This is a genomic window from Undibacterium sp. SXout20W, from assembly GCF_049340285.1.
Lineage (GTDB): Bacteria > Pseudomonadota > Gammaproteobacteria > Burkholderiales > Burkholderiaceae_D > Undibacterium.
The window spans coordinates 39,490-54,208 of record NZ_JBMPPH010000027.1; the positions used below are offsets into that span (position 1 = coordinate 39,490).

Annotated in this window: 6 protein-coding genes, 1 tRNA gene and 2 pseudogenes; 4 read left to right on the plus strand and 5 right to left on the minus strand. The window is 45.2% G+C overall.

All coding sequences use genetic code 11. The features are described from left to right. Positions 1–192 precede the first annotated feature (192 nt). The 3 genes from ACO0K1_RS13820 to ACO0K1_RS13830 all read right to left on the minus strand — a co-directional run bounded on the left by ACO0K1_RS13820 (position 193) and on the right by ACO0K1_RS13830 (position 7,962). Positions 193–3,093 carry a TonB-dependent receptor domain-containing protein gene (locus tag ACO0K1_RS13820; RefSeq protein ID WP_423026672.1) on the minus strand — a complete coding sequence of 967 codons (2,901 nt, stop codon included), beginning with the start codon at positions 3,091–3,093 and terminating at the stop codon, positions 193–195. Positions 3,094–3,803: 710 nt separating this feature from the next. After that, positions 3,804–6,656, minus strand: a complete 2,853-nt coding sequence (locus ACO0K1_RS13825; RefSeq protein ID WP_423026674.1) for a TonB-dependent receptor — start codon at positions 6,654–6,656, stop codon at positions 3,804–3,806. A gap of 766 nt (positions 6,657–7,422) precedes the next feature. After that, positions 7,423–7,962, minus strand: coding sequence for a c-type cytochrome (locus tag ACO0K1_RS13830; protein WP_423026676.1), 540 nt, complete (start codon positions 7,960–7,962; stop codon positions 7,423–7,425). A 314-nt stretch (positions 7,963–8,276) separates the two neighbouring features. On the opposite strand from ACO0K1_RS13830, the gene ACO0K1_RS13835 reads away from it, so the two are divergent. From ACO0K1_RS13835 to ACO0K1_RS13850, 4 genes are all read left to right on the plus strand, one after another. Then, positions 8,277–8,351 (plus strand) — tRNA-Arg (locus tag ACO0K1_RS13835). A 238-nt stretch (positions 8,352–8,589) separates the two neighbouring features. Next, positions 8,590–11,364 (plus strand): M16 family metallopeptidase, encoded by a 2,775-nt coding sequence (locus tag ACO0K1_RS13840; RefSeq protein WP_423026678.1) that lies wholly within the window; start codon positions 8,590–8,592, stop codon positions 11,362–11,364. A gap of 287 nt (positions 11,365–11,651) precedes the next feature. Beyond that, positions 11,652–12,539 carry a substrate-binding periplasmic protein gene (locus ACO0K1_RS13845; protein ID WP_423026680.1) on the plus strand — a complete coding sequence of 296 codons (888 nt, stop codon included), beginning with the start codon at positions 11,652–11,654 and terminating at the stop codon, positions 12,537–12,539. A gap of 33 nt (positions 12,540–12,572) precedes the next feature. Then, on the plus strand, positions 12,573–13,373 hold the full coding sequence (locus ACO0K1_RS13850) for a substrate-binding periplasmic protein (RefSeq protein WP_423026682.1): 801 nt from the start codon (positions 12,573–12,575) through the stop codon (positions 13,371–13,373). Between the two features lie 211 nt (positions 13,374–13,584). On the opposite strand, the pseudogene ACO0K1_RS13855 reads toward ACO0K1_RS13850, so the two are convergent. Further along, a pseudogene (locus ACO0K1_RS13855) lies at positions 13,585–14,583 on the minus strand (TonB-dependent receptor domain-containing protein); the annotation flags it as partial. 18 nt (positions 14,584–14,601) lie between these two features. Further along, positions 14,602–14,719: pseudogene (locus ACO0K1_RS13860) on the minus strand (IS30 family transposase); the annotation flags it as partial.

Below are 14,719 nucleotides of genomic sequence, written 5' to 3' on the forward strand. Positions count from 1 at the left end.
TCATGCTGTATTTTAAGTCGGAACTGGTTTCAATATACCGCCATTTCAGCGGTTTTCTGGCGATTAATCTTCATTCAGATCAATGATCCTGTCGTTATTTTTTGATGCTGATTCAAGGTGTCTATGAGAGCGGTTCGAAAAAAAACGGCATGCTCGCGCATGCCGTTTTTAGGATGAACTACACAGACAAAATTAGAATTTTGCTGTCAAGTTCACGAAGATCTTACGACCATAAGAGTCATACACTTGTGGGTAAGTATTACCGTTAGCAGAACCTGCTGCAGTAGTTACGCCAGTAGAAACAACTGGTGGATCTCTGTCAAACAGATTGTTGATACCGCCGCTGATTGTTACATTTTTTGTTAATGGATATGCAGCATACAGATCGAAGTAATCACGTGAACCCATTTGTGATTCGATGACAGCAGCAGGACCGTTTGAATTCAACAGTGGGTTAGTACTGTTCAACTCAGAAGTCACACTATCCATATGACGCCATGTACCAGCAACTTCCAGTTTCCATGGTGTATCCCATGTTACACGTGCTTTAGAACGCCATTTTGGTGTTGGCGTACCGCAGGAAGGACCATAGTAACCAACGCAGTCATAAGAACCCAAACCTGGTGTGTTTTCAACACTCAACTTGCTCAGGTAGGTACCGTTCAAGTTAAATGCCAAACTACCCCAACCGTTCAATTTGTAGAAATAGCTTCCAGACACGTCAACGCCGGAAGTTTCTAATTTACCGATGTTTGTTGTGTTTGCGGCGATATAACCTTTTGTTGTCAACCACAAGCTACCTTGGCTGTCACGGTGGATCAAGTTACAGTAGATTGGGTTTCCTGTTGTCAAACATTGGCTCAAGGATGTTGTTGGATCGACAGAGGAAATCGTGTCTTCGATCTTGATGCTAAACCAATCAACAGTGAAACTCAGGTTTTTAACTGGCTCAACAACAAAACCCATTGTGTATGTTTTCGCCTTTTCAGGCTTCACATTCGCATTACCACCAGTCAGAGACTGATACTGGTTCGCGCTGTTGAGTTCAACGTTACCGTATTGAGCAGCAGTGACACCTGTGTTAGCACACTGTGCAGCTGTTGCTGTTGGTTTCGTGCCGCCGCATGGATCGTTAGATGGACCACCCAAACCAACAACTGATGGGTTGTACAGATCAAAGATTGTCGGTGCACGAACAGCTTGTTGATAGCTACCACGCAGACGCAATTCTTTGACTGGAGACCATTCAACGCCTAAACCGTAGGTATTTGTCGTAGCGTTTGTGCTGTAGTCAGAATAACGATAAGAAGCGCTCAGATCCAAAGATTTGATGAATTTCAGGTTTTCAGCGATTGGCACATGGACTTCACCAAATACTTCCTGAACAGAGTAACTACCGTTGATTGCTGGAGAAGCTGCACCAGCACCAGCGAGGTCACCGGAAGATGTTTCATAGTCTGGTGCATAGACCAAACGCTCTGTACGACGCTCAACACCGAAGGAAACGCCAACACCTTGGGTCGACCATGGTGTTTTAATACCGTACACGGCGAGATCGGAACCGATGTTACCACCAACGATCGTTTGATCTGTGTGACCTTGTGACAGGCCTGAAACTTGCAGGTAGTTCAACGCTGCTTGCGTGATGCCACCAACGGCAAACATGTTATACGGTACACAAGTAGGATCAGTGGAGCGGCATACTGCCTTACCAGTTTTAGGATCAGTGATTGCATCGAGTGCGTTACCGATTTTAGCTGCAGAGAAATAGTTCAGCTTTGTTTCAGAGTGATTAACACGTGCTACTTGGCCGAATACGTCATAAGTCCAGTTACCCAAGGTACCTTTTACGCCCAATACATCACGGAATGACTGATCAGTGATGTCATCGATACGTGGACCACCTTCAACGTTACGCTTACCTACGTTAAACGTCTTCGATTGGCCTGGTCCTGTGAAGCCCAATGCGGTCTGCCAAGCTGGTGTCAGGAATGGATTGTCTGAAGTCAGTGTCTGTGGACCGTAGAAGATACCGCCAGCAGCAACTTGCGCGGCTGTGTGATAGTTATGGAAGTTAAATTCGTTGTAGATACGAACATTCTCATTAATATCAAAGTGACCTTGCGCATTGAAGCCATAAACTTCAGATGGACGTTGCAGATAGTTGATCGGACCAAAGTTGTACGCATCTTGTGCAGAAACGTATTTACGTGGGTTACCGTCAGCACCTAAAGTAAAGGAACCAGTTTTGCCTGTGATACGACCAGTTGCACTTGTGGAAGAACCGGAGCACGCAAACGCTGTGTCAGATACCGCTGCAACTGTACAAGAGGAGAAATCACGTGCAGATTGCAGGATCGCTTCAGTTTTCTTGTAAGAGAAATACAAAGTTGCGTTACCTTTGTTGTCAGCAAAATTGCCGCCAACCAGTACGCTTGCATCTTTGATCTGACCGTCGTAATTAATATTGCCTGGAACAGGGTAGCCGTGTGCAACGGATGCAGACGTGACGCTGTCGTTATGTTGTTTGTGGTTGTAGCCACTGGAGTTAACGGACATTTCAACACCCTCAAAGTTGTCTTTGAGAATGAAGTTGACCACACCCGCTACCGCGCCCGCGCCATACACCGCACCTGCGCCGCCTGTCAGAACGTCAACGCGTTTGATCAGACCTGCTGGTATTTCGTTCAAGTCAGCTGCAGAGCTGCTTGTGCTGCCGTATGGCATACGACGACCGTTAACCAGTACCAATGTACGGTCAGAGCCTAAGCCGCGCAAACTAACAGTGGCGGTACCGCTGGCACCGTTAGAGATCGCACCACCTTGATCCGCAAATACTTGCGGCAGGTTGTTCAGCAGATCTTCTACCGCACGTGCGCCATCGATCTTGATGTCTTTGGCTGTCATTTGTGTCACAGGACTTGGACCATCTACGTTAATCGTTGGAATACGAGTACCTGTCACTTCCACTTTTTGAATTGCTGGTGCTGCTTCTTGTGCGGATGCAACTGCACCGAACAAGCTCAGACCTGCAATCATCCCGCCGGAGAACATAATTCTCACTGACTGGGACAATATTTTTTCTTTTACCATTTGTCACGCTCCCGAGATTGGTTTTCTAATGCAACTACAAACACTTACCTGTAATCGATTCAAAACACTTTTTTACATTTGTAAATTTATTTATCAAAATCTTTTTGATCATGTATGAAACCATTTCATCATTGTTGATGTCAATGTTACGCGGCGCTATTTCCACAAAAAAACAACACCTCAATTTGAGATAAAAATAAGCAAAGAAGTTTTGATGTTTCAAAATTTTATTATCTGAAAATCAATTTAAATTATTTCGAAAATACGCGTTGTTAATAAAGTTTTTTTAAAACGTCATTGACCACAGTTTGCAGCTTTAAAATACTCGGCCACCGAATAAACCGTCCCTCACGTCTCGATGCATCCACGAATAACGGCATCTTTTGTGAGATATTTTTTGCTGATAATTTCAGCAAAAAAATTTCAGAAATTTTTCCCGATGCGATCAACATTCAAGGCATTTTTGTGAAACTTAATTTTCAAGTGATAGATCTGAGGTCACCGGTTTTCAAACCTCACACGTCGTTTACAACGCTTGTCATTGCCATTTCCAAGTGCTCTCAGACGTCCGACGCCACGACTTCTTCAATCGATCATTATTGAGTCAAGCGAATTCATCATCCGGCGATAAAAAAAGCGGTTCAGACTTTTCGTCTGAACCGCTTTTTTATTTCATCGTTGCTTAATCGCAGATCAGTGTCTGCAAGCTATCAGAAGAACTTATAACGACCACGTAAGTAGAAAACACGACCTAAAGGATTAGTAAAGGTAGCGTCATAACCAGTTTGGAAATTGGCTTCTGTACGAGATATTGGAGGATCTGTATTGAAGATATTTTTGATACCAACTGCCACATCTAAATTCTTCACGCCACTCCATCCCAAGGTTGCGTCAAACGTATTGTATGCAGCAACTTTTCTATCATCCGGATAGTTCGTTGAACCAACTGCTGATGGGTTAGTAAAATCATGATAGCCAGCCGTGTAGTTATCAGTGATCGATGCATTCCATACGCCACGGTTAAACGCCACCGTGATCATATGGCGCCATCTTGGTGCAGGACCGAAGTCTTTGTATGCACCCAAATCGCTCACAGAGTCCTGACCTTGGTACTGGTAGCCATGCTTGGTAAACAAGGTACCGTCAAAGTTGACACTGAACTGACCAATCGTCGAAACCTTTTGTTTATAGTTCAGGTTCAAATCGATACCAGAAGCAAAGAAGCTACCTGCATTCACGTTAGGCAAATAGATGTAAGCCAATGGGAAGTTAGGATTGGTACTTCCTTTGATTGCACCAGTTTGCTTACCATCATCTACCCATCCGTCAGGGAACTGAGCTGGGTCGTAACGATAGTATTGATTTTTGTAGGACGATGGATTGCCCAATGCTGAATTTTCGTTCAATTGAACGATGGCATCATTAATCGTGACGCTCCAATAGTCGATCGAGCCACTGAACTGTGCAGTTGGTTGGAATACCAGACCCAGAGAGTATTGTTTGGACTTTTCTGGTGCCAGGTTAGCGTTACCGGACTGGGCAACATTCAATTGAACATTACACTCATCTTGTAACGCACCAACTGGGTTCACACTGGTAACAGGAACCCCGCCTGGACAACGGACTGGATCACTGAAGTTACCGTTGGTGTTGTTGCCAGTCGTGAACGGACGCAAAGCCTGATACAAAGTTGGTGCACGGAAACCTGTGCCATAAGAAGCACGCGCCAGCAAGGTAGAAGATGGTTTATATGTCAGACCGATCTTAGGACTTAACTTGTTAAACGATGTACCGTAGCTATTTTTATAGGAGTCATAGCGTGCAGCGAGCGAAGCTTCGACATCTTTATAAACCGGAATATTCGCTTCAGTGAACAGACCGAGTACGTTACGGTTACCAGTAACGCTTGGTACAGGGCCATTACCACCGACCTGATCGCCACTCGCCAGTACTGGTGCGGAGAATTGGTTCAGATCTTCTTTACGGTAATTTGCGCCGAGTGCCAGGCCGACCGCGCCATAGCTCGTTTGTGCAATTTCTTTCGAGATACGGACGTCAAATTCTTTCGCAATCGACGTACCGTTGTTTTCCAATTGACCAGTCAGGAGCGCACTGTTTAAGGCCGCCAGACTGGCTGCGTCTTGCGCACCAAAGACGTTGATGTCACCCTTATTAACGATCGGTGTCAATTTTGCATAAGAGAACTGACCGTTACCAAAACTGATAGCCACTTCGTTTTTGGAATACGAGAATGCTGTATCGTAATCCCAGCCAGCGATCACGCCACGGGAACCCAACAGAACACGCTCGCTCTTAGTATCAGTAATATCCTGACGTCCGCCACCTGCAACGGTACGCCATGTCCCTGACATTGGGCCAGTTGGTGTCACAACGACGTTATTGCTCAAGACAGAGCCTGCAGGCAAGACGGTACCATTTGGTAATGTATACGTGGTTCCGGCTGGAACAGTGTAGCCAGCAGGAACAGTGAACGATGTCGGATAGAAACGACCGTTCGCTGGATACGTCATGTTGATCGTGTATGGTGCTGGCGAATACGTCGCAACCATGTTGTCTTTCGTCTGCGTCACTTCGCCATATAATTCATGGTCGTCGTTGAGCTTAAACACGCCACGTGCAACGATGTTATCGTGCGTTTGTTTCGGGATCAGATCAATGTATTTCACATAATCTGTACCGCATGATTTTGCATCACGAACAACCAGGCCGAAAGCAGGATTATTACAGCCGTTGTAACGGTAAGGATTTACGCCGGTATAGCTGTTACCCAATGTATCGGTAAAGTTAAAGTTAGGTACACCGTTACGTGGTGATGCTTTATTAATGCCAAGATCTGGGCGAACTGCTGTCGAAGCGAATGCGCGATCAGTTGCTTTCAGCGCAGCGTCGGCCTCATGGTTTGCACTGATCAGAACGTTGAAGCCCTGAACATTCAGATCACCGTAACCGCCAAGGATGTTATAGCTACGTGTATCGCCGTGACCTTGGTCTGATTTAGTGCCATAAAAAGAGGCTTCTAAACCTTGGTAGTTTTTCTTGAGGATAAAGTTGATAACGCCTGCAATCGCGTCAGCGCCATACACCGCGGATGCACCGTCACGCAGTACTTCAATGCGTTCAATCGCTGACAATGGAATACTGTTCAGATCGACTGGGCTGCTACCAATCGCGTAGTTAGCTAAACGACGTCCATTGAGCAGCACCAAGGTATATTGCGAGCCAATGCCGCGCAAATTCGCTGTGGATGGCGCGCCTGTTGCACCAACGTTATTCGCTATCACGCCACCACCAAAGTTGCCTGGGATCATGTTAACCAGATCCTGCGCCGTTGTTGCTCCAGTACGTTCGATATCCTCACGTTTGAGGACAGTAACTGGGAGCACACCTTCGGTCTCAACGCGTTTGATCGACGAACCGGTAATTTCTACGCGTTGGGGCTCAGCTGCTGCTTGCTGCGCGGATGCGGTCTGCGCTACCGCACCAACAGCCATACCGCCAATAAACATCAGCCGTACTGATCGGGACAATATTTTTTCAACCATTACATTTCCTCCAAAGATTTTTAACTTTGATTGTCGTTTTGCATTTATTTTGCATTTTTTAACGTGTCAGCTCAGGGCAAACAATTCTTTAAATATCTTTCTAATAAATTAACTACCCCAATAAAACGAAGTTGAAATTTTTTTTCATTAATTTCAAACGAGGCATTTTTTTAAAAATATTTATGATGCATAGAACCATCTTGGCGTGTGACCTGTCAACCTGACTGTCATGGAAGAATATGCAAAAAAGAGACACTTTTTAGACCGTTCTTAGATGTTTGCACCTAAATACATTTTGATTGTCAACACCCTCAACTGTCTGCGCAATTATGGTGCAAAGCACAATAAAGCAAGCTGAATTTAATAAAATTTGCATTCTCATTGCTCAAACCGCGTTAAACAATAAAAATTGCAAGAAATCACTATTTTTATTGTCTTGGCGACTATTGCCTGGTCCACAATCAAATTGGCCTTGGCGATAATTTCGCACCAAAATAGTGCGCATTTCGACTACTACTATTTATTACAATTTTCTTACAACTTTGTTGCTTTTTGGCTCAGCGAGACGGTGCAAACAATCGATATCGAAGGATGAATCGCTCACGACAACCGAAAAAGAGCACAGGTTGCCTTGGTTTTTTTCAATAATGAAGCTTGGTTACCATGAAAAAAGCCGCTGCTCTGTAACGAGTCAGCGGCTTTTTTTACTCTTTAGTTGAAGACCTACATGATTACACGCGGCCTCAAAAGGATTTCTATTTTTTTATTATTTAGCTGGCGCTTCTGCAGCGGCAGCCGCTTTGACTTCTGGTTCTTTAAATTGAGCGCCACTCGCATTTGCCATGTGCACAACCGCACGGGCCACTTCGACATCATCCAGATCAGGATTGCCGCCTTTTGCTGGCATCGCACGAATACCGGCTACGGCATGTTTCAACAGCGTGTCGTAACCTTGAGCAAGACGAGGCCCCCACGCACCATTGTCACCAAATTTTGGTGCACCCGCTGCGCCTGTGCCGTGGCATGCGGAACAAACCATTTTGTAGACAGCTTCACCAGCTTGCAATTGCTTAGGACCACTTGCGTCTTTAAATGTGAAACCTTGATCCGCCACTGGCTGGATACGTGCAGCCACTGCTTCTGGGGTCAACGCCGATGAACCAGCGCCCACTTTTTTGTCGTTAGACACGTATTGCACCAGCAAGACAATGGCAATGATAGGAACCAAAAACCCTGCGAGGATCGCCGCGATGAGTTGTTTAGGTGTCTTAATCACTGATTCGTGTTCGTCGTGCGCGTCGCTCATGGTTTCCTCTTTGCAAATGAAATGGTCATCCCGGTTGCTTGCCAGTGATACAAATCAACTGACACCAAAGTTTTTGATTATAGAACCAAAAGATCTCGGTTTGCTACCAAAAGCGGTATTTGTCTGATTTGCATCAGTAAATTTTGTTGTGCAATACGGTAAAAAGGCTTGCAATGTGAAAAATTATCGCCATCAACCCTCAGAACAAAGTGAAAACAGGCATTTATTCGTCATTTAACAAAAATATTGCGTCGCACTCAATGCAAAATCACTTTTAAACGGCTACAATTGCGAACCTCAGAATTGAGTACAACGCGACCGTCTTCCAACGGATAGGATACGAGTTTCCGAAGCTCGCAATACAGGTTCGATTCCTGTCGGTCGCACCAATTGAGCTATTTTCTGATGTCTAAGCGTGTTGCCTCACGCTCCTCACCTCGCCGTCCCCAGTTCAGTAGTCGCTTTGATGAGCAGTCAAATTGATTCCCATGTTAGTGCCGATGTAAAACCGGCGTCATGTGCAATGCAACATAGCTATCCTCCAGGGAACTACCCTGTCTGTTTTTCTGTCTGCTACACTTCATCTGCTTGTTAGTATTTCATCATTTTATTTTATAAAGGTGTTGTATGACGTCATCCCGTTTATCGTTATCCGCAATCAGCTTGTCGATGGCTTTCGCCTTCGGCGGTTTACTGCACGTCCCTGTGATCGCTGCGGAATCTGCGCCAGCGGCCGCTGGCGCAAAATTACCGGCTGGAATCCAGTTTGTTCGCAGTGTCGAAGGTATCAACGAATATCTATTGCCAAACGGTTTGCGGGTATTGCTGGTGCCTGATGCCAGTAAGCCTAGCACCACTGTCAATATTACCTACCGCGTCGGCTCTCGCTATGAGAACTACGGCGAAACCGGGATGGCGCATTTGCTGGAACACTTAATGTTTAAAGGGAGCAAAGAGCATCCACGTTTATGGGAAGAAATGTCGCAGCGTGGTGTGCAATTCAATGGCACAACGTCATATGACCGGACTAACTACTACGAAACCTTTGCCGCCAAACCAGAAACCTTGACCTGGGCGTTGTCAATGGAAGCGGATCGCATGGTCAATTCACGTATTTCCGGTGACGACTTAAAGACGGAATTCTCGGTCGTCAGAAATGAAATGGAGAAAAACGAGAACTCCGCCATCGGCATGTTGATACAACGTGTCATTGCGAGCTCGTATCAATGGCACAATTATGGCAAAGACACGATAGGCGCTCGTACTGACGTTGAAAACGTCAATATTCCGCATTTACAAGCTTTCTGGCGCAAATACTATCAGCCTGACAATGCAACGTTGACCGTGGCAGGTGCTTTTGATGCCAACCAAGTGTTGAAATTAGTTGCTCAACATTTTGGCAAGATCCCACGCCCGAAACGCGTGCTGGAACCGACCTATACCCTTGATGCCGCGCAGGATGGTGAGCGCGATGTAACTGTGCGCCGTGTCGGTGAATCACCTGCGGTAGTAGCGATGTATCACACCATGCCTGCTGCCGAACCAGACTATCCAGCGACAGAAGCACTTGCTTTGATTCTTGCGGATAGTCCAAATGGCCGCTTATACAAAGCCTTAGTCGAAGCAAAGAAAACGGTCGACGTTTTTCCCTATGCAGCGAATCTGGATGAACCTGGCTTCTTGTTGATCGGTGCCAATTTGCGCTCAGATCAAGACACCGTAGAAGCCAAGAAAATTATGGTCAATACGATTGAAGGTTTTGCTCAACGTCCTGTCACGGAAGAAGAATTAGCGCGTGCAAAAGCAAAATTGAATTCCGATCTGGCGCAAATTTTTAACGATCCTGAAAAATTTGCGGTAGCCCTGTCCGACAATATTGCTTCTGGCGATTGGCGTTTATTTTTCCTATTCCGTGATCGCGTCAATGCTCTCACCGTTGCCGACGTTCAACGCGTTGCGACCACGTGGTTCAAGTCTAGCAACCGTTCCAGCGGCAGCTTCATTCCGGACGCCAAGCCAGAACGTGTACCTGCGCCGGTCAAGGTCAATTTGGCGGAACAATTAAAGACATTTAAACCAGGCGTGGCAATTGCACAGGCTGAAACGTTCGATAGCTCCGCAGCGAATATTGATAAGCGGACCCAAACTGGTACGCTGGCTAATGGCTTGAAATACGCATTATTGCCTAAGACAACTCGCGGCAACACGGTAGTAATGGCGATGAACCTCTATCTGGGTGATGCGCAGAGCCTCAAAGACAAAGGGGTAACGCCAGAGCTGGCTGCTGCCATGCTTAACCGTGGCACTGAAAAATTGAGCCACCAAGCGTTCACCGAAGAACTCGATAAACTCAAAACCAAGCTACAAATCACCGGTACGGTGGGCGGCGTCAATATCGCTGTAGAAACTGTGCGTGACAACCTGCCACGCGTCTTAGAATTGGTTCACGACGCCTTGCGTCAACCTGCATTTAATGAAGCGGAATTTACCCAATTAGTAAATGCACAATTAGCGCAACTGGAAGAATCCAACAAAGATCCACAAGCTTTGGCCGTTGATGCTGTACGCAAGGCAAACAATAGCTGGCCAGCGGGTGATCCACGTCACTATCAAAGTCTTGCAGAGAAGATTGCGGCCTTAAAAACCGTCAAATTAGCTGATGTGCAAACGTTCTGGAAAGATTTTTACGGTATCAATCAAGCGAATCAGGCGCAAGTTGCGGTGGTGGGTGAGTTCGATGCAAATACCTTCAAAACACAATTGGAGTCCGCGTTTGGTGCGTGGAAGGCGGGGCATGATTTCCAACGTTTGAACAAAGTCTATCAAGCAACCACGGCTCAAGACTTACATATTGCAACACCAGACAAGGCAAATGCTTTCTTCTTTGCCAGTGTGAATTTGCCAACTGGAGCACAACATCCTGATTATCCTGCGCTGGTGATGGCGAATTATCTGCTGGGTGGCAACGTGAATTCCCGTATCTTTAATCGAATTCGGCAAAAAGACGGCATTAGTTATGGCGGTGGTTCATCCTATTCTGCTTCCTATCTGGATGAAGTCGGTAGTTTCGCTGCCTATGCCATTTACGCGCCTCAAAATCGTGAAAAACTGGAAATTGGCATGCGTGAAGAAATTAACAAAGCAGCCAAAGATGGTTTCACGCCAGCAGAACTAGAAGATGGTAAAAAAAGCTACTTGCAAGAACGTCAGCTTGAACGTAGTCAGGACAACCTCTTGGCACAACATTTAGCTGAAAATCTGTTCCTGGGCTTAAATATGCAGCACAGCACTGAGATAGAGAAGAAAGTCGCAGCGCTGTCTGCTGCCGATCTCAGAACCGCGCTGCAAAAATATCTGGCATACGAAAAGTTGGTACGAGTGTTTGCTGGAGATTTCAAATAAGTTAATGATTAATCAGCAATTTATTTACTTATTAACAATTATTAGTAATTATTAATAATTAAAAGATTAACCATCGATTCAGGATGGTCAACTTAGCCCGAACAAAAATGCCCCTCGGAAATGACTCTGAGGGGCATTTTTTTATGCTGTAGGAGACAAATAGCAAAAGATTTTGCAAGTTCTAACGTTCTGTTTAACAAAATGCTTTAAGATCAGACACTGATTTTGTCACCTGTTTTTGTTACCTGTTTTTGCGCTGAAATTTCTTACATGTAATTTGAACAAGAATGAGTGGCATCGTATATACGCTTTGTTCTCGAATTTTCTGCGTCACTCGCCCCCTACCCCTGATGATGCGTTTTTATACTCGCCCCCTCTTCAATTGGAAAATTGTTGCTTTACTTTGCCTGAATATCAGCCTTAATTTCAGCCTTAATTTCAGCCTGAATATAGGTCTGAGTGTCGGCTTAAGTAGCGTTACGGCGCAGGCTTGGGCAGCAGATTTGACCGTCGTGACCGAGAATTTGCCACCGCTTAATTATGAGCTTAACGGTGCCGCTACCGGGTATGCAACCGAATTACTAGAAGCAGTCCTTCAAACGGCAAATATCAAAACAAACGTTTCCGTACTCCCTTGGGCGCGCGCCTATCAAATGACGCTGACCCAGCCCAACACGCTTCTGTTTTCAACGACCAGAACGCAAGAACGGGAAGACTTGTTTGAATGGATAGGTCCGATCAGTTCTCGTCAGATTTACTTATATAAGCTCAAAAGCCGCACCGATATACAGGTAAAGACAATTGCAGACTGTAGTCGCTACAAAATTGGTCTGGTGCGTGAGATGGCGTCGGCCAAAGAGTTTTTTAAAAATAGCGCGATCCGGGAAGAGAACGTTGATTACGCGCCCACAGCCGAATCAAATACGAAGAAATTACTATTAGGACGGACTGATCTCATCGTATCGCAAGATTGGGGCGCCGCCTTCGAGATGAAAATTCTCAATCGGCACCCCAACGAATTGGAAGCGGTTTTATTATTAGACGCCAAAAATAGTTATTATTTTGCAATGAATAAGCAAAGTGATCCGGCATTGATACAAAAAATACGTAATGCTTTTGAGAAAGTACAACAATCAGGGTTGCCTGAAAGACTCAAGAACAAATACATGCGCTAAACTCGTTGGTGATTTTATTTCCCCAGAAAAATAATGCGCTTATTTCGTTATTTGTTGATTGCTGTATCGATTTTTGGCACGCATGCAACTGCAATGTCGGAGGAGCATGATCGATTACATCTCGCTTCGCTAGAATGGGCGCCTTATGTAAGTCAATTAATGCCGGATGAAGGATTGGTCTCAGCAATCGTCAAAGCCGCAGCCAAAGAAAGCCAGTTACCGGTCACTATTTCGTATTTCCCCTGGAGTCGTGCTGTGCAGGCTGGCTTAGATGAAGAAGATTTTGCTGGCTACTTTCCTGCGTTTTACCTCAAAGAGCGCGAGAAAACATGTTACTTTTCAAACTCTTTAGGTAATAGCACCGTGGGATTTGCGTCATTAAAAGACGCCCACTTTGATTGGCAAAATCTGCTCGATCTACACGCCTATAAAATTGGTCTGGTACATGACTATGCGAATGGCGAGGCATTTGATGCGCTGGTAAAAAAGCATGTGCTAAGAACCGATTCTGCGCCGTCAGACATCAGCAATCTGCGAAAATTATTGGCTGGCCGGGTAGACGTGATTGTCATCGATAAAAACGTACTGCGTCAGTTACTCATTACCGATAGCAGCCTGGGAAAAGAAAAACAGAACATCATCTTTCACCCAAAAGAATTAACGAACTTTACGATGCATATTTGCTTTCAACGAAATCCACGTGGTTTGCGTTTGCAAAAAGCGTTCAATGCGGGTCTCAATTCAGTCAAAATCAAACAGTTTGAAAACCAGTATTTTGCGCAGTTACCAGCAGTTAATGTGCCTGGAAGTGTGCCTGGAAATGTGGCGCACTGATTCCTCACTCGGATCTCAAACCCGTTTGTCCAATTTGCTAAAAATGATGCTTGAACGTCACATGTAATGTACGTGCTTGATCGAGGGTTGCGCCGCCATTCCCATTATTGAGAATTAAGGTTCGGTTCATCAAATTTTTAATGCCCGCCACGACCGACCAAGTTTGATTCCGGTAGCCTGCTGCGATATCTATCCTGGTATTCGATGGCTGTTACTCGTTCCCATAACCCAGCCCAAAATCACCTAAAAAAATGCGCGATTGCGTTCGCACTCCACCACCAAACCATGTTTCGTGACCTACATTGCCATTCAGTACATACGTACCCCAAAAGCTTAGCTTATGCTTTGGCGGCAACACATTTACTAACTGAGAAACCGTCTGTTGACCCGGCAACCAAGCGTCCGTATAGGAATATGAAGTCCGAATGTTGAAGTGCTGCGTCAGGTTGCCTGAAAGCTCAAGTTCCATACCTTGACTAACTTGACCACCAGAACCAACGATGGGATCAATATTGTCTCCATGAATAAAATTCTGCGCAGCAACACTCTTTTGATTTATATGGAATAGTGATCCCGTCAGAGCAACTGCTTTATTCAAAAACAAAGCCTTGAATCCGAGTTCTCCCTGCACAATTTTTCCTGATGGAATTTGTGTTTGTATACCATAGTCGTCTGGAAGATAACTTGGAATAAATGCCTCTGAGTAACTACTATATAGAGATAAATTTGGGGTCGCCTGATATAGAACGCCTAGTGCGGGTAGCCAATGCCGAAAACTAACACCCCCATCACTGAAGTTGATCTCCCGTATTCCAACGAAAGCATTCCACGCACCCCACTTCAACCGATCCATCACCAGCTTACCAGATTCAATGGTTTCGTAAGGAGCAGCTACAAACGTGTAAGCCCCACCTAAATATGTTGATATATCCAGATGCGCATTCGTTTGCAAATTAGCGCTATACAATTTACCACTGTTAATAGTAACGTTCTGAATTCGGTCAATATGATCGTATGCGACCAATAGCGTATGGTGGACTGGTCCCGTATCAAACTCACCTCGTAGTTCGAGCCTTTTTGTCAATAGCCTCACCTCAACGGGGTCAGACTCTACATATTCTACGATATTAGGAAAAGTATATAAATCCGCTGGAAGTGTGTCAGTCACATTAAAAAAGCCGGCAATAATATTATTGATCCACGTTTTTTGATTTTGATAATCGCGAGTTCAATTTTGAAGTGCAAGCGTATTTTTGAAGAATACCTGATTGGGTGTAAGGTATCCTAACCTTTTTCTTGGTCGATTATTCAGTCTATTCATGGCGTGATCAATCTCCTGTTGTGTA

Excerpts from the sequence above, each read along its gene's own strand:
- ACO0K1_RS13820 (WP_423026672.1), bottom strand. The coding sequence starts at position 3,093 with ATGGTAAAAGAAAAAATATTGTCCCAGTCAGTGAGAATTATGTTCTCC.
- ACO0K1_RS13825 (WP_423026674.1), bottom strand. The coding sequence starts at position 6,656 with ATGGTTGAAAAAATATTGTCCCGATCAGTACGGCTGATGTTTATTGGC.
- ACO0K1_RS13830 (WP_423026676.1), bottom strand. The coding sequence starts at position 7,962 with ATGAGCGACGCGCACGACGAACACGAATCAGTGATTAAGACACCTAAA.
- ACO0K1_RS13840 (WP_423026678.1), top strand. The coding sequence starts at position 8,590 with ATGACGTCATCCCGTTTATCGTTATCCGCAATCAGCTTGTCGATGGCT.
- ACO0K1_RS13845 (WP_423026680.1), top strand. The coding sequence starts at position 11,652 with ATGAGTGGCATCGTATATACGCTTTGTTCTCGAATTTTCTGCGTCACT.
- ACO0K1_RS13850 (WP_423026682.1), top strand. The coding sequence starts at position 12,573 with ATGCGCTTATTTCGTTATTTGTTGATTGCTGTATCGATTTTTGGCACG.